Raw genomic sequence first — 21543 nt, 5'->3', positions numbered from 1 at the left:
AGATGCGCTTAAGGTAGCCGCAAAACCTTTGTCCCGCAACGGCAAACAAAAAAGGCCGCCAAAGCGGCCTTGCAGATACAGAACAGTGCTTAGATAAGCATCGTTCCTCCAGAGAGGATTTGAAAATAAACAAGGAAAATCAATTCATTGATTTTATTCAAATAACTACAGTAAGGGAATAATCACGCTTATTCCCTTACTGTCAGAACGTTAAAGGGCCGCCAAAGCGACCCTTTATTTGCGACTATTCTGGATTATTCGTCCGCTTCGTCGGCAACATCATCATCGGTATCTGCTTCAGGCGCGATATCATCGTCCCCTTCCGCCACGCTACCGTCGATGCTGTCCAGCTCTTCGTCATCTACAGGTTCGGCGACGCGCTGCAGGCCCACAACGCTTTCGTCTTCCGCAGTACGGATGAGAATAACGCCCTGGGTGTTACGCCCGACCACGCTGACTTCAGACACGCGGGTACGCACCAGCGTACCGGCATCAGTGATCATCATGATCTGGTCGGTATCTTCCACCTGCACCGCCCCAACGACGCTGCCGTTACGTTCGGTGACTTTGATGGAGATAACGCCCTGCGTTGCACGAGACTTGGTTGGGTACTCGGCCGCCGCGGTGCGTTTACCGTAACCATTCTGGGTAACGGTCAGAATCGCGCCGTCACCGCGTGGAATGATCAGAGACACCACTTTGTCGTCACCGGCAAGCTTGATCCCGCGAACACCCGTTGCGGTACGGCCCATGGTACGAACGGCATCTTCTTTGAAGCGCACCACTTTACCCGCAGCCGAGAACAGCATGGCTTCGTCGCTACCGTTAGTTAAATCAACGCCAATCAGCTCGTCACCCTCGTTAAGGTTAACGGCGATAATGCCCGCTGAACGCGGACGGCTGAAGTCGGTAAGCGCAGTTTTCTTCACGGTACCGCTTGCGGTCGCCATGAACACGTTGATGCCTTCAGCGTACTCGCGCACCGGCAGAATCGCGGTAATACGCTCGTCCTGCTCCAGCGGCAACAGATTCACAATTGGGCGGCCACGTGCACCACGGCTCGCTTCCGGCAGCTGATAAACCTTCATCCAGTACAGGCGACCACGGCTGGAGAACAGCAGGATCGTGTCGTGGGTGTTGGCCACCAGCAGGCGGTCAATAAAGTCTTCTTCTTTAATACGGGCGGCTGACTTACCTTTGCCACCGCGGCGCTGCGCTTCATAATCGGTCAGCGGCTGATACTTCACATAGCCCTGGTGAGACAGGGTGACCACCACATCTTCCTGGTTGATCAGATCTTCAATGTTGATATCTGCGGTGTTGGCGGTGATCTCGGTGCGACGGTTGTCGCCGAACTGATCGCGCATCGCTTCCAGCTCTTCACGAATCACTTCCATCAGGCGTTCTGCGCTGCCCAGAATGTGCAGTAATTCAGCAATCTGCTCCAGCAGCTCTTTATACTCGTCGAGCAGTTTTTCGTGCTCAAGGCCGGTCAGTTTCTGCAGACGCAGATCCAGAATCGCCTGAGCCTGCTGCTCGGTGAGGAAATATTTACCGTCGCGGATGCCAAACTCTGGCTCCAGCCACTCAGGACGCGCGGCATCGTCACCCGCACGCTCAAGCATTGCAGAAACGTTGCCCAAGTCCCAGGAACGGGCTACCAGGCTCGCTTTCGCTTCGGCAGCATTTGGCGAGTTACGGATAAGTTCAATGATCGGGTCGATATTCGCCAGGGCGATCGCCAACCCTTCAAGGATATGCGCGCGATCGCGGGCTTTGCGCAGTTCGAAGATGGTACGACGGGTCACCACTTCGCGGCGGTGGCGCACGAACGCAGACAGGATCTCTTTCAGGGTCATGATCTTCGGCTGACCATGGTGCAATGCCACCATGTTGATACCGAAGGAAACCTGCAGCTGAGTCTGGGAATACAGGTTATTGAGCACCACTTCGCCCACGGCGTCGCGTTTAATCTCAATAACAATGCGCATACCGTCTTTATCAGACTCATCGCGCAGGGCGCTGATGCCTTCCACGCGTTTGTCTTTCACCAGCTCGGCGATTTTCTCGATCAGGCGAGCTTTGTTCACCTGATACGGAATTTCGTGAACGATAATGGTTTCGCGGCCGGTCTTCGCGTCCGCTTCTACTTCAGCACGGGCGCGAATATAAATTTTACCGCGGCCGGTGCGATACGCTTCTTCAATACCGCGGCGGCCGTTAATGATAGCGGCAGTCGGGAAATCCGGGCCTGGAATGTGTTCCATCAGCCCTTCAACGCTGATGTTCTCGTCTTCAATATAGGCGAGGCAGCCGTTGATCACTTCGGTAATGTTGTGCGGCGGAATGTTCGTCGCCATCCCGACTGCGATACCGGATGAACCGTTTACCAGCAGGTTAGGAATTTTGGTTGGCATGACGTCTGGAATTTTTTCGGTGCCGTCGTAGTTATCGACGAAATCAACCGTCTCTTTTTCCAGGTCTGCCATCAGCTCGTGGGCGATTTTCGACATACGGATTTCCGTATAACGCATCGCCGCGGCGGAGTCGCCGTCTACGGAACCGAAGTTACCCTGGCCGTCGACCAGCATGTAACGCAGGGAAAATGGCTGTGCCATACGGACGATGGTGTCATAAACCGCGGTATCACCATGAGGGTGATATTTACCGATAACGTCACCAACAACACGGGCGGATTTTTTGTATGCTTTGTTCCAGTCATTGCCCAATACGTTCATCGCGTAAAGCACGCGACGGTGTACCGGCTTAAGTCCATCGCGGACATCTGGCAGTGCGCGGCCGACAATAACCGACATCGCATAATCCAGATACGAGCTCTTTAGCTCTTCCTCAATGTTGACCGGCGTAATTTCTCTGGCAAGGTCGCTCATGTAACCGCTATCCCTCTACTGTTTTCCCGGATTCAAAGGTCGCAAATTATAACACATCCGGCCCTGTGTGGGGAAACCTCAACGCAATTGTCGGCGCTTTATTCACGCCGTTAGCCTGATATACTGCCAGCCTTAACATCTGCAAGGAGTCACCGCTGTAATGAATGCTGAAAACCAACCGGTTACGCAGAACGTCGACCACGAGGAAATCGCCAAATTTGAAGCTGTCGCTTCCCGCTGGTGGGATCTGGAAGGTGAATTTAAGCCGCTGCACCGCATCAACCCGCTGCGTTTGGGCTATATCAACCAGCGCGCCGGTGGACTGTTCGGTAAAACCGTGCTCGACGTTGGCTGCGGCGGCGGTATTCTGGCGGAAAGCATGGCTCGTGAAGGTGCCAACGTCACCGGCCTGGATATGGGCTTTGAACCGCTGCAGGTGGCTCGCCTTCACGCACTGGAAAGCGGCGTTAAGGTGGACTATGTCCAGGAGACGGTCGAAGAACACGCGAGCAAACACGCCGGGCAGTACGACGTCGTAACCTGTATGGAAATGCTGGAGCACGTGCCTGACCCACAATCGGTGGTTCACGCCTGCGCGCGCTTAGTCAAACCCGGCGGCCACGTCTTCTTCTCTACCATTAACCGCAACGGCAAAGCCTGGCTGATGGCCGTCGTCGGCGCTGAGTATGTGATGCGCATGGTGCCGAAAGGCACGCACGATGTTAAAAAGTTTATCAAGCCCGCCGAACTCTTACGCTGGGTGGATGAAACCCCGCTGCGCGAGCGTCATATGACCGGATTACATTTCAACCCAATCACCAACGTATTCAAGCTTGGCCCAGGGGTTGATGTTAATTATATGCTGCATACTGAAGCATAAACCGGCATATCGTATAAGGATTGATTATCGATAATTGCGCCAGAACCGTTGCGCAATTATCGATGAAGTTTAAGAAATCAGCACCCGATCAAAATTTTCATTTTTTTTGCATCCCATTGACAATTCCCTCAAGCCTTATGTGACGTGGACTTACGAAAAAAGCACGTTGCCGAACCTCATTTTATTGCCGAAATCAATACTTGTACTGAACGGATTCCTTACTAGAATACTCACCATCTAGTGACCAATTTGTCACCCACCCCCTATATATAGTATTTATCCACAGAGTTAGTCACAGGCTAACGAATGTGTATAAATCAGGGGAAAACTCATCTCACGGACAGGTAAAACTCACATGAATCAGAGTCTGCTGGTTACAAAACGCGATGGCAGCCAAGAGCGCATCAATCTGGATAAAATTCATCGGGTACTCGACTGGGCCGCAGAGGGTCTGACCAACGTCTCCGTTTCCCAGGTTGAACTGCGTTCCCATATCCAGTTTTACGACGGCATCAAGACCTCTGACATTCATGAAACCATCATCAAGGCCGCAGCTGACCTGATCTCCCGTGACGCCCCGGATTATCAGTATCTCGCCGCACGCCTGGCGATTTTCCACCTGCGTAAAAAAGCCTACGGCCAGTTTGAGCCGCCGAAGCTTTACGATCAGGTTGTGAAAATGGTTGAGATGGGTAAATACGATCGTCACCTGCTGGAAGACTACACGGAAGAAGAGTTCGAGCAGATGAACGATTTCATCGATCACTGGCGTGACATGAACTTCTCTTACGCGGCGGTGAAGCAGCTCGAAGGCAAATACCTCGTGCAGAACCGCGTTTCCGGTGAGATCTACGAAAGCGCGCAGTTCCTCTATATTCTGGTCGCCGCCTGCCTGTTCTCCGGCTACCCGCGTGAAACCCGCCTCAGCTACGTGAAACGTTTCTACGACGCGGTTTCCACCTTCAAGATTTCCCTGCCTACGCCAATCATGTCCGGCGTACGCACCCCGACCCGTCAGTTCAGCTCCTGCGTACTGATCGAGTGCGGCGACAGCCTGGATTCCATCAACGCCACCTCCAGTGCGATCGTGAAATACGTTTCCCAGCGCGCAGGTATCGGCATTAACGCCGGCCGCATTCGTGCGCTGGGCAGCCCGATTCGCGGCGGTGAAGCGTTCCATACCGGCTGTATCCCGTTCTATAAGCACTTCCAGACTGCAGTGAAGTCCTGCTCCCAGGGCGGCGTGCGCGGCGGGGCTGCAACGCTGTTCTACCCGATGTGGCATCTGGAAGTAGAAAGCCTGCTGGTGCTGAAAAACAACCGTGGCGTGGAAGGCAACCGCGTGCGCCACATGGACTACGGCGTACAGATCAACAAGCTGATGTATACCCGCCTGCTGAAGGGCGAAGAGATCACCCTGTTCAGCCCGTCTGACGTGCCAGGGCTGTACGACGCTTTCTTCGCCGATCAGGACGAGTTTGAGCGCCTGTACACCAAATACGAAAAAGACGACAGCATCCGTAAACAGCGCGTGAAAGCGGTGGAACTGTTCTCCCTGATGATGCAGGAACGCGCCTCCACCGGTCGCATCTACATCCAGAACGTTGACCACTGCAATACCCACAGCCCGTTCGACCCGGCGATTGCCCCGGTGCGCCAGTCCAACCTGTGCCTGGAAATCGCCCTGCCGACCAAACCGCTGGACGACGTCAACGACGAAAACGGCGAAATCGCCCTGTGTACGCTGTCCGCGTTCAACCTTGGCGTGATTGACAGCCTGGACGATCTGGAAGAGATGGCGGTGCTGGCTGTTCGCGCGCTGGACGCTCTGCTCGACTACCAGGATTACCCAATTCTGGCGGCAAAACGCGGCGCAATGGGCCGTCGTACCCTGGGTATCGGCGTGATTAACTTTGCCTATTATCTGGCGAAACACGGCGTGCGTTACTCCGACGGCAGTGCAAACAACCTGACGCACAAGACTTTCGAAGCCATTCAGTACTATCTGCTGAAAGCGTCAAACGAACTGGCGAAAGAGCAAGGTGCCTGCCCGTGGTTCAACGAAACCACCTATGCAAAAGGCATTCTGCCAATCGACACCTACAAGAAAGACCTGGATGCTATCAGCAACGAACCGCTGCATCTGGACTGGGAAGGTCTGCGTGAGTCCATCAAAACTCACGGCCTGCGCAACTCCACGCTTTCTGCCCTGATGCCGTCTGAGACCTCTTCGCAGATCTCCAACGCCACCAACGGTATCGAGCCGCCGCGCGGTCACATCAGCATTAAAGCGTCGAAAGACGGGATCCTGCGCCAGGTTGTGCCGGATTATGAAGCGCTGAAAAATAACTACGAGCTGCTGTGGGAGATGCCGAGCAACGATGGCTATCTGCAGCTGGTTGGCCTGATGCAGAAGTTTATCGACCAGTCGATCTCTGCCAATACCAACTATGACCCAACGCGCTTCCCGTCAGGCAAAGTACCAATGCAGCAGCTGCTGAAGGATCTGCTCACCGCCTATAAATTCGGCGTGAAGACCCTGTACTATCAAAACACCCGTGACGGCGCGGAAGACACTCAGGATGACCTGGCGCCTTCCATCCAGGACGATGGCTGCGAAAGCGGCGCATGTAAGATTTAACGCTTAATCCCCTCTTACGAGGGGATTTTTCCGACGTATTACAGGATTTAACCTCATGGCTTACACTACTTTTTCACAGACGAAAAACGATCAGCTCGCCGAGCCTATGTTCTTTGGCCAGTCGGTTAACGTGGCGCGCTACGACCAGCAGAAATACGACATCTTCGAAAAGCTGATTGAAAAGCAGCTCTCCTTCTTCTGGCGCCCGGAAGAAGTGGACGTCTCCCGCGACCGCATCGACTTCCAGGCGCTGCCGGAGCATGAGAAACACATCTTCATCAGCAACCTGAAGTATCAGACGCTGCTGGACTCCATCCAGGGCCGCAGCCCGAACGTCGCGCTGTTGCCGCTGATCTCCATTCCTGAGCTGGAAACGTGGGTTGAAACCTGGGCGTTTAGCGAGACCATTCACTCTCGTTCTTACACCCACATCATCCGCAACATCGTGAACGATCCGGCGATCGTCTTTGACGACATCGTCACCAACCAGGAAATCCTCAAGCGCGCCAAAGACATCTCTGGCTACTATGACGACCTGATTGAGATGACCAGCTACTGGCACCTGCTGGGCGAAGGCACACACAACGTGAACGGCAAAACCGTCACCGTGAACCTGCGTGCGCTGAAGCGTCAGTTGTATCTCTGCCTGATGAGCGTTAACGCCCTGGAAGCAATTCGCTTCTATGTGAGCTTTGCCTGTTCCTTTGCCTTCGCCGAGCGCGAGCTGATGGAAGGTAACGCCAAAATCATCAAGCTGATCGCCCGTGACGAAGCCCTGCACCTGACCGGCACCCAGCATATGCTGAACCTGCTGCGTAGCGGAGAAGACGATCCTGAAATGGCGGAAATCGCCGTTGAATGTCGTCAGGAATGCTACGACCTGTTCGTGCTGGCCGCCCAGCAGGAAAAAGAGTGGGCCGAATACCTGTTCCGCGACGGCTCCATGATTGGGATGAACAAAGACATCCTCTGCCAGTATGTGGAGTACATTACCAACATCCGCATGCAGGCCGTGGGCCTTGACCTGCCGTTCCAGACTCGCTCCAATCCAATTCCGTGGATCAACGCATGGCTGGTATCCGACAACGTACAGGTTGCGCCGCAGGAAGTGGAAGTCAGCTCCTACCTGGTGGGCCAGATTGACTCGGAAGTCGATACCGACGATCTGAGCAACTTCCAGCTGTAAATAATGGGCCGCATTACGCTCAGCATTACCGGCGCGCAGTTGATGAGCGAAGAAGAACACCCTTCGCTATTGGCGGCGCTGGAGTCACACAAAGTCTGCGTAGAGTATCAGTGCCGGGAAGGCTATTGCGGTTCATGCCGTACTAAGCTGCTGGCGGGGGAAGTTCAGTGGCTGACCGAGCCGCTGGCGTTTATCCAGCCCGGTGAAATTCTCCCCTGCTGCTGCAAAGCACGGGGAGATATCGAACTCGAGATGTAGTGATGTAAAAAAGGCCGCAAATGCGGCCTTTTTCATTAGCGATTACGGCTTATTAAGAAACCGCACGGCTTTGTCCGGGAAGTCGGTAAACAGCCCATCTACGCCCGCCTGGTTATACAGCACGTCGTACAGCTGATTCACATCGCTCACGTAGTCCGGCAACGCGTCCGCCCTCACCGTATAAGGATGCACGGTCAATTTGCTGGCGTGTGCTTCGGTCACCATCTCGGTGAGCTTCACGTTCCCTTTGGTTGACGCCTTCTCCACCAGCATATGGTAGTCCGGGCCAATGCCGTCGGCATATTGGGCAATCTGCTTCATCGCGCCAGGCTTAAACATCCAGTCGTAGCTGTAGTTTACCCACTTGCCATCCGGCTGTTTTTCCTGAGTCTCATTCCAGTCGGTATAAGCGATAAGCTGCACCAGGTTAAGATTCATACCCATCTTCGGCTCAAGCTCGTGTTTAATGCGCTTCAGCTCGGCGGCGTCAAAGCACTGAAGATAGACCTTATCCTGCTTGCTGGTGTAACCATACTGCTTCAGCACCTCAAGCGTTTTTGCCGCGATATCTTTGCCTTCCTGATGGTGGAACCACGGCGCTTTTATCTCAGGATAGATACCGATGTTCTTCCCGGTGGAATGGTTCAGCCCCTGAACAAACTCGATCTCTTCTTCAAAGGTGTGCACCCGGAAGTCGGATTTGCCCATTGGGAAACGCCCCGGATAGGTCTGCACCTGCTTGCCGTTAACGATGTCGAAGCCCTCGGTGAACTTCAGGGACTTGATTTCCGCCAGCGTAAAGTCGATGGCGTAGTAGCGCCCGTCTTTGCGCGCCCGATCCGGGAAACGCTTCGCGACGTCGGTCACCCTGTCCAGATAGTGGTCATGCAGCACCACCAGCCTGTCGTCTTTGGTCATCACCAGGTCTTGCTCAAGGTAATCCGCGCCCTGGGCATAGGCCATCGCTTTTGCCGGTAACGTATGCTCAGGCAGATAGCCGCTGGCGCCCCGGTGGGCAATTACGATTTTGTCCGTGGTCTGGGCGAAGACGCTGCTGGTCGCTACCAGTACCACACCCGCCAGTAAAGATTTTGCCATCAGTTTCATGGTGTTTTCCTTAGCCGTTTTTCAGCATTTTTTCATCGTGGTGTTTGCGCTCGCCAATCATCACCACAATCAGCAACAGCACGGCCAAAATACTGCCGCCTATCATCACGATAAAGCCGCCGTCCCAGCCGAAGAAGTCCACGGTGTAGCCGACAATCGCGCTGGCCGCGACCGAGCCGCCCAGGTAACCAAACAGGCCGGTAAAGCCCGCTGCCGTCCCTGCCGCTTTCTTAGGTGCAAGCTCAAGCGCATGCAGGCCAATCAGCATTACCGGGCCGTAAATCAGGAAGCCTATAACAATCATACAGGCCATATCCACGCCCGGATTTCCCGGCGGGTTGAGCCAGTAAACCACGGTGGCAATCGTCACCAGCACCATGAAGAACACGCCTGTCGCACCGCGGTTACCTTTAAACACCTTATCCGACATCCAGCCGCACAACAGCGTGCCTGGAATACCCGCATATTCATAAAGGAAGTAGGCCCACGAGGATTTATCCAGCGCGAAGTGTTTTACTTCTTTCAGGTAAGTTGGCGACCAGTCCAGGATGCCGTAACGCAGCAAATAGACAAACACGTTGGCAATGGCGATGTACCACAGCAGACGGTTCGGGAAGACGTACTTCATGAAGATCTGCTTAGCCGTCAGCTCTTCTTCCGCTTTCTCGCTGTAATCGTCCGGGTAGTCGTTTTTGTACTCTTCAATTGGCGGCAGGCCGCAGGATTGAGGCGTGTCGCGCATCAAGCCGAAGGCAATAATTGCCACAATAATGGCGGCGAAAGCGGGCATATACAGCGCCGCATGCCAGTCGTTAAACCACGCCATCCCCAGCAGGAACAGCAGCGGAGGAATACCGCCGCCAACGTTATGGGCGCAGTTCCAGACGGAAACAATGCCTCCACGCTCCTTCTGCGACCACCAGTGCACCATGGTGCGCCCGCACGGCGGCCATCCCATGCCCTGGAACCAGCCGCAGGCGAACAGCAGCACAAACATAATCGCGATGCTGGACGTTGCCCACGGCACAAAGCCCATAAACAGCATCACGGCGGCGGCAAGAATCAGCCCGGCGGGTAGAAATACGCGCGGATTCGAGCGGTCAGAGACCGAGCCCATGATGAATTTCGAAAATCCGTAAGCGATCGAAATCCCGGAAAGTGCAAAACCGAGATCGCCTCGGGAGAAGCCCTGCTCCACCAGATACGGCATCGCAAGGGTAAAGTTTTTCCTCACCAGATAGTAAGCGGCATAACCAAAAAAGATACCCATGAAGATTTGCCAGCGTAGGCGGCGATAGGTCGGGTCTATCTGCTCCTTTGGCAAACGCGCCTGGTGCGCGGCAGGTCTAAAGATACTAAGCATACGAGCCTCCGTGGCCTGGATTTGCGGCGGGAGCAAACGGCTCCTGCCAAATGTTCTTTTGCGAGCGCATGGTAGTTATCTGTGCGCGTATTTACTGTGAAACATCGCACACAATGTTACATTTTTATTACAAAAAGGCGAAATAGTGCATATTCCCATTAATAATTTTCGTTTATTGCTCGAATTTGCTCGCAATCAAACATTCCACACTTTCTTTGTGGCTGAATAACGGTAATTAAAAAGGGGATAAAGGAGCGCCATGTGAGCAGAGAAACGGACGTGATAATCATCGGCGGAGGAGCGACCGGTGCCGGGATTGCGCGAGACTGCGCCCGCCGCGGGCTGAAAGTCCTGCTGCTTGAGCGTCACGACATCGCAACGGGTGCCACCGGCCGTAATCACGGCCTGCTTCACAGCGGCTCACGCTATGCGGTCACCGACGGGGAATCTGCCAAAGAGTGCATCGAAGAAAACCGCATTCTGCGGCGTATTGCCCGCCACTGTATAGAGCCCACGGATGGCCTGTTTATCACCCTGCCGGAAGATGATCTGGCGTTTCAAAGCGGGTTTATCGCTGCCTGCCGCCAGGCCGGTATTCCCGCAGAAGCGTTGGATCCCCGGGAGGCATTACGACTTGAGCCGTCCGCCAACCCATCGCTTCTCGGCGCGGTTCGTGTCCCGGATGGCACGGTCGACCCATTCCGACTCACCGCCGCTAACATGCTTGATGCCAAAGAACACGGCGCAGAAGTGCTGACGGGCTGCGAGATCACCGGGCTGATTCGCGAAGGCTCACGCGTTTGCGGCGTGCGCGTCTTCAACCACCTTACCCGTCAGGCAGGCGAGTTCCGGGCGCCAATGGTGGTAAATGCCGCAGGGATCTGGGGGCAGCACATCGCAGAGTACGCCGATCTAAGCGTAAAAATGTTCCCGGCCAAAGGGGCGTTACTGATCCTCGGGCACCGCATCAACAACATGGTCATCAACCGCTGCCGTAAACCGGCAGACGCCGATATTCTGGTGCCCGGCGATACAATTTCGCTTATTGGCACCACCTCCACGCATATCGACTACGACCAAATCGACAACATGTGCGTCACACCGGATGAAGTGGACACCCTGATTCGTGAAGGGGAAAAACTGGCTCCGGTGCTTGGCCGAACCCGTATTCTTCGGGCCTACGCTGGCGTCAGGCCTCTGGTTGCCAGCGACAACGATCCTACCGGGCGCAGCGTCAGCCGTGGAATTGTGCTGCTGGACCACGGGAAACGCGACGGCATGGACGGCTTCATCACCATTACCGGCGGCAAACTGATGACCTATCGTCTGATGGCGGAGTGGGCAACGGACCTGGTTTGCGAGCGTTTAGGGAATACCAGGCCCTGCTCCACCGCCTCGGCGTCACTGCCGGGCTCCGAACATACGGCCGAACAAACGCTGGGGAAAGTTATCTCCTTGCCACCGACAATTCGCGGTTCCGCCGTCTGGCGGCACGGCGACCGCGCAACGCGGCTGCTCAATAACAGCCGACTCAGCAACAGCCTGGTATGCGAATGCGAAGCCGTCACCACCGGCGAAGTGCGCTATGCCATTGATGCCCTCGGCGTAAAAAACCTGGGAGATTTGCGCCGCAGAACGCGCATTGGCATGGGCACCTGCCAGGGCGAGCTGTGCGCATGCCGGGCAGCCGGTCTCCTGCAACGCTTCCAGCTCACTACGCCTGCACAATCGCTGGATCAACTCTCTCACTTCCTCAACGAACGCTGGAAGGGCGTTCGCCCTGTCGCCTGGGGAAATGCATTGCGAGAAAGCGAATTTACCGCCTGGGTTTATCAGGGGCTATGCGGTCTGGACAACGGAGAAAAGGGATGAAATTTGACACGATTATCATCGGCAGCGGCCTGGCCGGGCTGACAGCCGGCATAAAGCTGGCGGAAAGCGGCCAGCGATGCGCCATCGTCAGCCGCGGGCAAAGCGCGCTGCACTTCTCTTCTGGTTCGCTGGATTTGCTTTCAACGTTACCGGACGGCACTCCCGTTAATCAGACAGAGACGGCGCTGGAAAACCTGGCGGAGCAAGCGCCTCAGCACCCCTACAGCCTGATGGGCAAAGAGCGTGTGCTGGCGCTCGCTGCAGAGTGTGAGCAACTGCTGGCCAGGGCTGGCATTCCGCTGGTGGGTCATCATCGCCAAAATCACCTCAGAATCACGCCGCTGGGCAAGCAAAGAGCCAGCTGGCTCAGCCCGCCGGAAGTGCCGCAGGCGCCGTTGCCCTGGCAAAAAATGACGGTAATTAATATTGCTGGCTTCCTGGATTTTCAGGCAGAGCTGGTGGCAGGCTCACTGTCTGCCACCGGCTGTAACGTGCACGTCGCCGAGCTTACCTTGCCGGTGCTTGATGTACTGAGAAACAACCCAAGCGAATTTCGTGCCGTAAATATCGCCAGGGTGCTGGATCTGCCGGAAAACCTTCCGGCGCTGGTGGATGAACTCAGGCTGCTGCTGGGCAGCGGCGAGGCTATGATTCTGCCCGCTTGCCTGAACCTGGAAGCACGAACGGTGGCCGCCGTTGAGCAAGCCCTCGGTGTGCCGGTAAAACTCCTGCCAACCCTGCCGCCTTCGGTGCTTGGGATGAGGCTACACAATGCGCTCCGCCGCCGTTTTCAGACCCTGGGCGGGCTTATTATGCCCGGAGATACCGTAACCGGCGCTCAGCTTGAACAAGGGCGTATCCATGCCCTGTTCACCAAAAATCACCGTGAAGTGCCGCTGCGGACCCACCATGTTATCCTGGCCAGCGGCAGCTTTTTCAGCGGCGGGCTGGAAGCTACCCGGCAACACGTCATCGAGCCCATCCTCGGTCTAGACGTGAACATCCAGACCGAGCGAGCCGCCTGGAGTAAGGCTGATTTCTTTACGCCGCAGCCGTGGCTGCAGTTTGGGCTCACCGTGAATCACCACTTCCAGCCGTTCCACCACGGGGAATGCACGAAAAACCTCTACGCAATTGGCTCGGTGCTGGGGGGCTTTGATCCTATTCAGCAGGGATGCGGGGCCGGCGTTTCGATGCTCACGGCGCTCTGTGTGGCCGCTCAAATCCTTGTTGTCGCGGAGGCTGGCCATGAATCTGCTTGATGAAACCAGCTTTGAAAGCTGTATTAAATGCACGGTCTGCACCACGGCTTGCCCGGTAAGCCGCGTTCGCCCGGAATATCCGGGGCCAAAACAGGCAGGGCCCGACGGGGAAAGGTTGCGCCTGAAAGATCCCTCCCTGTATGACGACGCGCTGAAGTACTGCACTAACTGCAAGCGCTGCGAAGTCTCCTGCCCGTCAGAAGTCAAAATTGGCGATATCATCCAGCGGGCGCGGGCCAGATATGGCGAACATAAACCTTCGCTGCGCGATGCTGTTCTCAGTCATACCGATTTACTCGGTACGCTCTCCACGCCTTTCGCCCCGCTGATCAACGCCACGACCGGTTTGAAGCCCGTACGCAAGCTGCTGGATAAAACCCTCAAAATTGATTCCCACCGCGAGTTGCCCAAATATTCCTTCGGCACATTTCGCCAGTGGTATCGGCGCCAGGCCGCGCACCAGGCCAGCTTCCCGCAGCAGGTTGCTTTCTTCCACGGCTGCTTCGTGAACTACAACCATCCGCAGCTCGGCAAAGACATGGTCAAAGTGCTTAACGCGATGGGCATCGGCGTCCAGCTGTTGCAAAGAGAAAAATGCTGCGGCGTGCCGCTTATTGCCAACGGCTTTATCGAAAAGGCAAAGAAACAGGCAAGGGTAAACGCCAGCTCGCTGGAAGAGGCAGTCATACAGCGCGGGCTGCCGGTCATTGCGACCTCGCCAACCTGTACCTTCACGCTGCGCGATGAATATCCGCACATTCTTGGTATCGACACGGCCCCGGTTCGCGAGCAGATTGAACTCGCCACACGTTATATCTGGAAACTGCTGGAAGAGGATGGCAGAACGCTACCGTTAAAAAACACGCCGCTGCGTATCGCCTATCATACGCCTTGCCATATGGAGAAAATGGGCTGGACGCTCTATTCCATTGAGCTGCTGCGCCGCATTCCCGGCGTGGAACTGGTGATGCTGGACTCCCAGTGCTGCGGCATTGCCGGAACCTATGGGTTTAAAAAGGAAAATTACCCGACTTCCCAGCAAATTGGCGCCCCGCTGTTCCAGCAGATAGAAGAGAGTGGCGTAGACCTGGTGGTGACGGACTGCGAAACCTGTAAATGGCAGATAGAAATGTCGACCAGCAAACGCTGCGAGCACCCGATCACGTTACTGGCCCGGGCGCTCGCCTGAAGGTTAGAGTCTGGCTGACTCTACGACCTTAATCCAGCCGTGTTCGCTTTCCAGCGGCTGGCCGTTGAACCAGCGGCGCAGCACGTTCAGCGCCATCATGGCACATACTTCCTGGCGTATTGCCAGCGCGTGGCGGCTGGTGCCAAACTTCACGCCCAGGCCAAAAGTGCCGTCTGGCGTGGAGAGCGCAAAATTTATCTGTTGATCTTCTTCGCCAGAAATCACCAGGGCCAGATCGCTCTGTTGATTCAGGCGCAATTCTGCGCTGGACGCTAATGCCTCAGCCAATGTTTCAGGTGCCTGCGGTAAAACGCTGCTCGCCCGGAGCATGGCCTGCGCCCGGTTTAACTGCAGCGACAGCAGGCCTCCGGTGAACTGTTCGCTCACGGCCAGAGTCAGGGAGCGTTCGCCCAGGCGGCGCGCTATTTGTGCTGGAAGCCCTTCGATGCCCTCAAAAATCAGACTTTCACCTGCCACTCGGCGGACTTCCGGCCAGGCGGCCTCCATCGCTTCACGCTGGCTGGCCGGGCCGGTAAGTTTAAGCTCAATGATCGGCATCGATGAGCGATAGCCCATCACCACGCCCTCCGGCAGCGCCAGCGGATCAAGCGATTGCGCCAGCTCGCTCTCTGAGCGTCCAAAAGTCGTTAAACGCAGGCATATCGGCGGTTCAGGGAGGATAAAACGTTCACGCAGCCGAGGCATGATTTGTTTGTCCACCATAGCCTTAAATTCTGACGGTACGCCGGGAGTGAAAAACATCAGGCAGCGGTTTAAGGTCAATGCAAAGCCGCAGGCGGTACCGACGGGATTGTCGATCATTTCACTGTTAGCCGGGATTTGCGCCTGCTTGCGGTTACTCGGCGCCATCACTCGCCCGCGCTCGGCAAAAAACTGCTCCATATAGGTTAACCATTCCGCGTGCTCGACCAGCTCAACGCCCGCCGCCGTCGCCGCCGCCAGCGCGCTTAAATCATCGCTGGTTGGCCCCAGGCCGCCGTTAACAATCAGCACATCCGCTTCGCGGCTGCGCTCTTTCAACACGGCAACCAGGTCAGGCAGACTGTCGCCGACCGTATTGCGGCGCGACATGGGTAAACCCTGGTGAAAGAAATAGTCGGCAAGCCAGGCCGCATTGGTATCGGTAATTTGCCCGTACAGCACTTCGTCGCCGGTGGACAACATTTCTACTTTTAACATCTTTTACTCCGCAGCAGGGGAACGCCCCACTATAGCGCAGGCACCAAAGAACGGCAGACATAAAAAACGCGGCTAAAAGCCGCGCTTAGACTACTGACCAACCTCTGGACATAGAAAAAACGCCAAAGGATTCGTCAAAAAACGGAAAATCAATTCATTGATTTTCGGCTGATAACCACAAAGAGGAAAAAACCACGTTTTTTTCCTCTTTGTCAGCAACATTAACGCGGCTAAAAGCCGCGTTAATGGATTAGAAGCTGGCGCTCACGCCCACATACGGGCCGTCTGCCACGGTGTCGGTACGATCGCCGTCTTTGCCGCCAAGGCTAATATAGCGGTAACCCACTTGCGCTGAAAACGGACGCATAAAGTTCCAGCTTGCACCGGCGCTGGCCTCTTTGTAGTCCTTCACGCTGCTGGACAGAGAGTCCGGGGAATAGTAGTAATCGCCAAAAATGGCAATGTCAGAAGTGATTGGCCATCTCAAACCGCCACCCGCCGCAATTGCGTAGCCTTCTTTGCGATCTTTTGGATGCAGGTAAATGCCACGACCGCCTACGGTTGCCATCATCGGCCCCAGAGGAATATTAAAACCGAGACCAAGGCCTACGGTATCACCGTTGTCGTCGTTATGCGCATAGTTACCGGTTACCGCGATGCCGCTGCTTTCGGTGCCAAAACCCACGCCGAGATTAGTGTATTCTTTGCCGACTTCAGCACTCACGCCAATTGCGCTGGCGCCTGCGGAAACCAGCAACAAACCCGCGCCGCCGGCTAAAAGTAATTTATTCATTCCTTGGTTCCTGAAAAAGAAAAAGGGCTGCCCTTAAAAATGCCATTGGATGGCGTGGCGCATTATCTTATTAACGCGCTGGAAAATGCCAATATTTCCTTAATTGTAAGAAAATGAAAAGACGCCTTTTTGTGTGACAAGATCAATGCAGCCGGGTAGCGCGAAATGACACATTGAGCAGGTGAATAATAAACACAGTAAAAAAGTGGATTTAAATAAACGCTTTTTTACTGTGAAACCTGGCTACCAAGGAGGCATTAATGAGCAAGAAGGGATTAACAACCGGCGCAGGCGCTCCCGTTGTAAACAACAACAACGTTGCGACCGCAGGCCCGCGAGGCCCGATGCTACTTCAGGACGTCTGGTTCCTTGAAAAACTCGCCCACTTTGACCGCGAAGTGATCCCTGAGCGCCGCATGCACGCTAAAGGCTCCGGCGCGTTTGGTCATTTCACCGTGACTCATGACATCACCCGCTACACCCGGGCAAAATTATTCTCAGAAGTCGGCAAAAAAACTGAGCTGTTCCTGCGCTTTTCCACCGTGGCCGGTGAGCGCGGCGCGGCGGATGCCGAACGAGATATTCGCGGCTTTTCCATGAAATTCTATACCGAGGAGGGCAACTGGGACCTGGTGGGCAACAACACGCCGGTGTTCTATCTCCGTGACCCGCTGAAATTCCCCGACCTGAACCACGTCGTCAAACGCGATCCACGCACCAACCTACGTAACCCTACGTATAAATGGGATTTCTTCTCGCACCTGCCGGAAGCCCTTCATCAGTTGACCATTGATTTCAGCGACCGCGGCTTACCGCGCTCTTATCGTCACATTCACGGTTTCGGCAGCCATACCTTCAGCTTTATCAATAGCGACAATCAGCGTTTCTGGGTGAAGTTCCACCTCAAATCCCTGCAGGGTATTGAGAACCTGATGGATGGTGAAGCCAACCGCCTGATTGCAGAGGACCGCGAAAGCTCCCAGCGCGATCTGTACGAATCCATTGAGGCTGGTGATTTTCCTCGCTGGACGTTGTTCGTGCAAATTATGCCGGAAGCCGAAGCGTCAAAAACGCCGTACAACCCGTTTGATCTGACCAAAGTCTGGCCACACGGCGACTATCCGCTGATAGAAGTGGGCGTGCTGGAACTGAACCGCAACCCGGAAAACTACTTCTCTGACGTTGAACAGGTGGCGATGTCCCCGGCCAACGTCGTACCGGGCATTGGTTTCTCACCCGATCGCATGTTGCAGGGTCGCCTGTTCTCCTACGGTGACGCACACCGCTACCGCCTGGGCGTGAACCATCATCAAATTCCGGTGAACGCGCCAAAATGCCCGTTCCACAACTACCACCGCGATGGAGCCATGCGGGTGGACGGCAACAGCGGCAATGGCGCAACCTACGAGCCAAACAGCTTTAACGTTTTCCAGGAACAGCCAGATTTCAGCGAGCCGCCGTTGAGCCTGGAAGGCGCAGCCGACCATTGGAACCATCGCGAAGATAGCGACTACTTCAGCCAGCCGCGCGCGCTGTATAACCTGCTGAGCGATGAAGAGCATCAGCGTATGTTTGTGCGTATTGCGGGTGATATGAAAGACGTCCCGGAAAGCATTCAGAACCGTCAGATTTGCCTGTTCAGCCAGGTACATCCTGAATACGGTGCCGGGGTAGCGAATGCACTTCAGGCACTGAAGAACAATAAGTAATACCTTGCAGGGGTTATGCCCCTGCAGCCCACTCTGTCAGCCTGCGGCGGGAGATTTTAATCCCGCCCTGTTTTAACTCCTGCGGCAGCGCCAGCCAGCGCACAGGCCGCTGAAAACGTGGCAGTTTTCCATCAAGCCAGGCGGCAATGTCGTTAAACTCACATCCTGCACTAATCTCAACCACGGCAACGGGGCGCTGGCCAAATTCAACGTCGTCCACCGGCACCACAAACACTTGCTGAACCGCTGGATGCGCGGCAATTACCCGCTCAACCTCTTCCGGCTGGATGCCCTCCCCGCCGCTGAAAAACTGGTTATCAAGACGCCCGGCAATCGTCAGGCGGCCCGAATGCAAAACACCCCTATCGCGGGTAGCAAACCAGCCCTGTTCATTCACCAGAGGAATAAGTTGCCCGTCCCGCCAGTAGCCGCAGGCCAGGCTCTCCGCCTGTATCCACACTTCTTCATCGACGATTTTTATCTTCCGGCCAGGCAATGGAGCCCCCACATCTGGCTGACCGTCGGCGCGTTTGGCGCAAACCGTAGAGGCCAGCTCGGTGAGCCCATAACCACACCAGCAACGCACCCCACGCGCTTCCGCCTGCTGCGTCAGTTCAACAGGGATGGCCGCCCCGCCAAGGAGCACTTCACGCAATGCCAGTGTTCCCTGTTTTTCCAGCAGCCGCCACAATTGTGTGGGCACTAATGAAGCGTGGGTACAGCCATGCAACGCCTCGTTTATCGATTGCGCGCTTGATATCGCCAACTGGCCGCCGGCATACAACCAGCGCCAGAGGATCCCCTGCCCGGAAACGTGAAACAGCGGTAAAGATAAAAGCCAGCTATCGTCGGGGCCGTAATTCATCATCGCGAGGACACCCGCCGCGCTGGCAAGATGGGCCGAGAATGTATGCACCGCAGCTTTGGGTAACCCGGTTGAACCAGAAGTCAGCGTCATAGAAGCCAGACGCATCGGCTGCCAGCTTTCGTGCCGGGCAAGTGCACTAGTAAGCGATAATGGAACCACATCCGGCAGAGGTTCGCTGTCGGTCAAAGTTAACCCGTAGCTCAGCGTCATCGACGGTAAAAGCTGCCCCAGCAAGCTATCAGGCAGCTGAGGATTTAACGGCAGAATGCGCGCCCCACACTGCCATAACGCCAGCCAGGCGAGCAGCGTTTGCGGGCCATTTTTCGCTTTAAGCGCAACGCCATCGCCTTCTTTTACTCCTTGCTGGCGAAAACCTCCCGCCAGCGTATCCACGCGCTGGCACAGCGTTTGCCAGGTTAAGAGTTCATCGTTGAGACGGAGCGCAACACTTGTGCTCCTGGCATCGGCCCAGTGACGCCACGGCCAGTCGGTAAAGGTCATCGAATACGCTCGAGTCCGTCCGCGGTAACACACGGCAGGGGGCTGCCGGGCCAGCGGCGCTCAAGCTGAGACTGCATCAGGGATAAAGTATCCAGCCCAGGCAGGGTTCCCGGCGTGAGCCAGGCGGCGATGCGGGCCAGTTGAGTCAAACCGAGGCTGGACTCAATGGAGGAACTGATCACCGCTTTCAGCCCCAAACAATGTGCCGCCGCAACCTGCTCACGCACTTTGTCCAGGCTACCGGTAAGCGTCGGTTTGATAACCACTGTCGAAACGCCCGGCTCAGCGGTGAAAGTAAAATCAGCCTCCCGCAGGCTTTCGTCCCAGGCAATTGCAATCCCCGTATCCCGGCTGAACTCTCGGGACTGCTCGCGGGTTTTGCACGGTTCTTCAATAAAATCGATCCGCGAGCGATGATCCGGATTGACGTATTTAGCGAACTGCTGCGCTTTGAGCGGGGTCCAGCTGCGGTTAGCATCCAGACGCAGACGAAGTTCAGGCACGGCTTCAAGCAATAAATTAACCACCATGCCATCGCGAACGGCTTCGTACAGCCCCACTTTCACCTTCGCGATTTTTTCGCCCGACATTTCTGCCAGTGCCAGGATCAGCTCGTCGGGGTCGCCGGTGCACAGCGGTGCGGCGCGGTAGTCAGCGGCCTGTGGCAGCGTACCTTCAGCCTCAGCCAGCGCACAACTCAAGCCAAAAGCGACCGACGGCAACTCGGGTAACGGAGTCGATTCATCTGCCAGCCATTGTTCAAGCCAGCGGTCGACCTGCGCCTGAGCCTCCGCGAGTGTTTCCTGGCTAAATCCCGGCAGAGGGGAAATTTCTCCCCATCCGCTGCGCTCGCCCAGGGTCAGGCGCACCAGCAGCCCATCTCTAAATTTGAGACGCTGGTCGCGAAGCACTACGCCAGCCTCCATCGGGATTTGAAAGCGCCACAGCGCCGCGCTGCGCATCACGGATTCCGTTTAAATTTGCTGAAGTCCGGCTGACGCTTCTGGTTAAACGCGTTGCGCCCTTCCTGGCCTTCTTCGGTCATGTAGAACAGCATCGTAGCGTTCCCGGCCAGTTCTTGCAGCCCCGCCTGACCGTCGCAGTCAGCATTCAGCGCCGCTTTCAGGCAACGCAGCGCCATCGGACTGTTCTGCAGCATTTCACGGCACCAGCGAACGGTCTCTTTTTCCAGATCGGCAATCGGTACAACGGTATTCACCAGGCCCATTTCCAGCGCTTCTTTCGCGTCGTACTGGCGGCACAGGAACCAAATTTCGCGCGCTTTTTTCTGGCCGACAATACGCGCCATGTAGGAAGCGCCCCAGCCGCCGTCAAAAGAACCAACTTTCGGGCCAGTCTGGCCAAACACGGCGTTTTCCGCCGCGATAGTCAGGTCACACATCATGTGCAGCACATGGCCGCCGCCGATGGAGAAACCCGCCACCATCGCCACAACGGGTTTAGGGCAGGTGCGAATTTGGCGCTGGAAGTCGAGCACGTTCAGGTGATGTACGCCGCTTGCGTCCTGGTAGCCGCCGTAGTCACCACGCACTTTTTGGTCACCGCCCGCACAGAAGGCTTTTTCTCCTTCGCCGGTCAGAATAATGGTGCCAATGTTATCGTCATAGCGCGCATCGGCCAGGGCATTGATCATCTCTTTGACGGTCAGCGGACGAAACGCATTGCGCACTTCCGGGCGGTTGATGGTGATTTTGGCGATACCGTCGCTGGATTTGTGGTAGCGAATATCGGTGTAACCTTCGGAGCAATCCAGCCATTCAATCGGGGCATAAAGCATTTGTTCATCAGGATAAATCATGAAA

The 21543-nt window shown here is 55.7% G+C and carries 16 protein-coding genes; 8 read left to right on the top strand and 8 right to left on the bottom strand.

The annotated features are described in order from the left end of the window. Window positions 1-254: 254 nt before the first annotated feature. Entirely contained in the window at window positions 255-2891 is a 2637-nt protein-coding gene (gene gyrA / locus ACR6JA_RS11610) for a DNA topoisomerase (ATP-hydrolyzing) subunit A (RefSeq protein WP_008459847.1), read from the bottom strand. A gap of 160 nt (window positions 2892-3051) precedes the next feature. Here gyrA and ubiG point away from each other — a divergent pair, with 160 nt between their 5' ends. The 4 genes from ubiG to yfaE all read left to right on the top strand — a co-directional run bounded on the left by ubiG (window position 3052) and on the right by yfaE (window position 7856). Then, window positions 3052-3771 (top strand): bifunctional 2-polyprenyl-6-hydroxyphenol methylase/3-demethylubiquinol 3-O-methyltransferase UbiG, encoded by a 720-nt coding sequence (gene ubiG / locus ACR6JA_RS11605; RefSeq protein ID WP_166872251.1) that lies wholly within the window; start codon window positions 3052-3054, stop codon window positions 3769-3771. A gap of 355 nt (window positions 3772-4126) precedes the next feature. Next, the gene (nrdA, locus tag ACR6JA_RS11600; RefSeq protein ID WP_213712759.1) at window positions 4127-6412 is read left to right on the top strand and encodes a class 1a ribonucleoside-diphosphate reductase subunit alpha; all 2286 of its coding nucleotides are present in this window, start codon (window positions 4127-4129) and stop codon (window positions 6410-6412) included. Window positions 6413-6467: 55 nt separating this feature from the next. Next, on the top strand, window positions 6468-7598 hold the full coding sequence (nrdB, locus tag ACR6JA_RS11595) for a class Ia ribonucleoside-diphosphate reductase subunit beta (RefSeq protein ID WP_038480950.1): 1131 nt from the start codon (window positions 6468-6470) through the stop codon (window positions 7596-7598). A 3-nt stretch (window positions 7599-7601) separates the two neighbouring features. Beyond that, the gene (gene yfaE, locus ACR6JA_RS11590) at window positions 7602-7856 is read left to right on the top strand and encodes a class I ribonucleotide reductase maintenance protein YfaE (RefSeq protein WP_008459838.1); all 255 of its coding nucleotides are present in this window, start codon (window positions 7602-7604) and stop codon (window positions 7854-7856) included. Between the two features lie 42 nt (window positions 7857-7898). Here yfaE and glpQ read toward each other — a convergent pair whose 3' ends face one another. Beyond that, window positions 7899-8954, bottom strand: a complete 1056-nt coding sequence (gene glpQ / locus ACR6JA_RS11585) for a glycerophosphodiester phosphodiesterase (RefSeq protein ID WP_434082311.1) — start codon at window positions 8952-8954, stop codon at window positions 7899-7901. Between the two features lie 19 nt (window positions 8955-8973). Next, window positions 8974-10326: a glycerol-3-phosphate transporter gene (glpT, locus tag ACR6JA_RS11580; protein ID WP_039297062.1), complete on the bottom strand. Its 1353-nt coding sequence runs from the start codon at window positions 10324-10326 to the stop codon at window positions 8974-8976. Window positions 10327-10587: 261 nt separating this feature from the next. Between glpT and glpA the strand changes: the two genes are divergently transcribed. From glpA to glpC, 3 genes are read left to right on the top strand one after another with little or no spacing between them, the layout of a single operon-like run. Beyond that, window positions 10588-12198 carry an anaerobic glycerol-3-phosphate dehydrogenase subunit A gene (gene glpA, locus ACR6JA_RS11575; RefSeq protein WP_494492800.1) on the top strand — a complete coding sequence of 537 codons (1611 nt, stop codon included), beginning with the start codon at window positions 10588-10590 and terminating at the stop codon, window positions 12196-12198. After that, the gene (gene glpB, locus ACR6JA_RS11570) at window positions 12195-13460 is read left to right on the top strand and encodes a glycerol-3-phosphate dehydrogenase subunit GlpB (protein ID WP_494492799.1); all 1266 of its coding nucleotides are present in this window, start codon (window positions 12195-12197) and stop codon (window positions 13458-13460) included. The genes glpA and glpB overlap by 4 nt, the downstream gene beginning before the upstream one ends. Beyond that, window positions 13447-14649 (top strand): anaerobic glycerol-3-phosphate dehydrogenase subunit GlpC, encoded by a 1203-nt coding sequence (glpC, locus tag ACR6JA_RS11565; RefSeq protein ID WP_494492798.1) that lies wholly within the window; start codon window positions 13447-13449, stop codon window positions 14647-14649. The genes glpB and glpC overlap by 14 nt, the downstream gene beginning before the upstream one ends. Window positions 14650-14652: 3 nt before the next feature. Here glpC and ACR6JA_RS11560 read toward each other — a convergent pair whose 3' ends face one another. Together ACR6JA_RS11560 and ACR6JA_RS11555 are read right to left on the bottom strand one after the other, a co-directional pair. Then, the gene (locus tag ACR6JA_RS11560) at window positions 14653-15849 is read right to left on the bottom strand and encodes a nicotinamide mononucleotide deamidase-related protein YfaY (RefSeq protein WP_494492797.1); all 1197 of its coding nucleotides are present in this window, start codon (window positions 15847-15849) and stop codon (window positions 14653-14655) included. A 250-nt stretch (window positions 15850-16099) separates the two neighbouring features. Beyond that, the gene (locus ACR6JA_RS11555; RefSeq protein ID WP_213712768.1) at window positions 16100-16642 is read right to left on the bottom strand and encodes a YfaZ family outer membrane protein; all 543 of its coding nucleotides are present in this window, start codon (window positions 16640-16642) and stop codon (window positions 16100-16102) included. A gap of 260 nt (window positions 16643-16902) precedes the next feature. On the opposite strand from ACR6JA_RS11555, the gene katA reads away from it, so the two are divergent. After that, window positions 16903-18351, top strand: coding sequence for a catalase KatA (katA, locus tag ACR6JA_RS11550; protein ID WP_494492796.1), 1449 nt, complete (start codon window positions 16903-16905; stop codon window positions 18349-18351). A 13-nt stretch (window positions 18352-18364) separates the two neighbouring features. Here the strand turns inward: katA and menE are convergent, their stop codons facing one another. From menE to menB, 3 genes are read right to left on the bottom strand one after another with little or no spacing between them, the layout of a single operon-like run. Next, window positions 18365-19720, bottom strand: coding sequence for an o-succinylbenzoate--CoA ligase (menE, locus tag ACR6JA_RS11545; protein WP_494492795.1), 1356 nt, complete (start codon window positions 19718-19720; stop codon window positions 18365-18367). Further along, entirely contained in the window at window positions 19717-20682 is a 966-nt protein-coding gene (menC, locus tag ACR6JA_RS11540) for an o-succinylbenzoate synthase (protein ID WP_494492794.1), read from the bottom strand. Before menC ends, menE begins: the two co-directional genes overlap by 4 nt. Beyond that, window positions 20682-21539, bottom strand: coding sequence for a 1,4-dihydroxy-2-naphthoyl-CoA synthase (menB, locus tag ACR6JA_RS11535; protein WP_213712776.1), 858 nt, complete (start codon window positions 21537-21539; stop codon window positions 20682-20684). Before menB ends, menC begins: the two co-directional genes overlap by 1 nt. Between the last annotated feature and the right edge of the window lie 4 nt (window positions 21540-21543).

It is taken from the genome of Cedecea sp. B1(4), assembly GCF_059414925.1.
Note: the sequence above shows the minus strand (reverse complement) of the source record. Positions and strands in the feature narration are given on the sequence as shown.